Here is a 1,823-nt window from a genome sequence, read left to right as displayed (position 1 = left end):
TCTGGTGTAGTAGCTGTATCATCCATTACATCCTCTACTGGAGTTACTGTCACTGTTACCGTAGCTGTCTCTGTCGTAGTAGAACCATCTGGATTAGTTACTGTTACTGTATAATCAAAAGTATCTTCTCCGATATAATCAGGATCTGGTGTATAGGTTACTGTTCCATCAGCATTGATCGTTACTGTTCCATTGGCTGGATCTGTAACATCGGTTACCTCTACATCACTGTTTGGATTGAATGTATCATTGTCTAATACATCAATATCTACTGGAGTATCCTCTGGTGTAGTAGCTGTATCATCCATTACATCCTCTACTGGAGTTACAGTCACTGTTACCGTAGCTGTCTCTGTCGTAGTAGAACCATCTGGATTAGTTACTGTTACTGTATAATCAAAAGTATCTTCTCCGATATAATCAGGATCTGGTGTATAGGTTACTGTTCCATCAGCATTGATCGTTACTGTTCCATTGGCTGGATCTGTAACATCGGTTACCTCTACATCACTGTTTGGATTGAATGTATCATTGTCTAATACATCGATATCTACTGGAGTATCCTCTGGTGTAGTAGCCGTATCATCCATTACATCCTCTACTGGAGTTACAGTCACTGTTACCGTAGCTGTCTCTGTCGTAGTAGAACCATCTGGATTAGTTACTGTTACTGTATAATCAAAAGTATCTTCTCCAATATAATCAGGATCTGGTGTATAGGTTACTGTTCCATCAGCATTGATCGTTACTGTTCCATTGGCTGGATCTGTAACATCGGTTACCTCTACATCACTGTTTGGATTGAATGTATCATTGTCTAATACATCGATATCTACTGGAGTATCCTCTGGTGTAGTAGCCGTATCATCCATTACATCCTCTACTGGAGTTACTGTCACTGTTACCGTAGCTGTCTCTGTCGTAGTAGAACCATCTGGATTAGTTACTGTTACTGTATAATCAAAAGTATCTTCTCCGATATAATCAGGATCTGGTGTATAGGTTACTGTACCATCAGCATTGATCGTTACTGTTCCATTGGCTGGATCTGTAACATCGGTTACCTCGACATCACTGTTTGGATTGAATGTATCATTGTCTAATACATCGATATCTACTGGAGTATCCTCTGGTGTAGTAGCCGTATCATCCATTACATCCTCTACTGGAGTTACTGTCACTGTTACCGTAGCTGTCTCTGTCGTAGTAGAACCATCTGGATTAGTTACTGTTACTGTATAATCAAAAGTATCTTCTCCAATATAATCAGGATCTGGTGTATAGGTTACTGTTCCATCAGCATTGATCGTTACTGTTCCATTGGCTGGATCTGTAACATCGGTTACCTCGACATCACTGTTTGGATTAAATGTATCATTGTCTAATACATCGATATCTACTGGAGTATCCTCTGGTGTAGTAGCCGTATCATCCATTACATCCTCTACTGGAGTTACAGTCACTGTTACCGTAGCTGTCTCTGTCGTAGTAGAACCATCTGGATTGGTTACCGTTACTGTATAATCAAAAGTATCCTCTCCAATATAATCAGGATCTGGTGTATAGGTTACTGTTCCATCAGCATTGATCGTTACTGTTCCATTGGCTGGATCTGTAACATCAGTTACCTCGACATCACTGTTTGGATTAAATGTATCATTGTCTAATACATCAATATCTACTGGAGTATCCTCTGGTGTAGTAGCCGTATCATCCATTACATCCTCTACTGGAGTTACTGTCACTGTTACCGTAGCTGTCTCTGTCGTAGTAGAACCATCTGGATTAGTTACTGTTACTGTATAATCAAAAGTATCTTCTCC

General features: G+C 39.9%; 1 protein-coding gene. It reads right to left on the bottom strand.

The annotated features are described in order from the left end of the window. Window positions 1-1,823: Ig-like domain-containing protein (locus tag CHB80_RS24320; RefSeq protein WP_143337256.1), on the bottom strand; the 1,823-nt coding region annotated here is incomplete at both ends.

The organism is Dokdonia pacifica, from assembly GCF_900188275.1.
Taxonomy (GTDB): Bacteria; Bacteroidota; Bacteroidia; order Flavobacteriales; family Flavobacteriaceae; genus Dokdonia; species Dokdonia pacifica.
The sequence above is the reverse complement of the archived record's forward strand: the minus strand, read 5'-3'. Positions and strand labels throughout refer to the sequence as shown.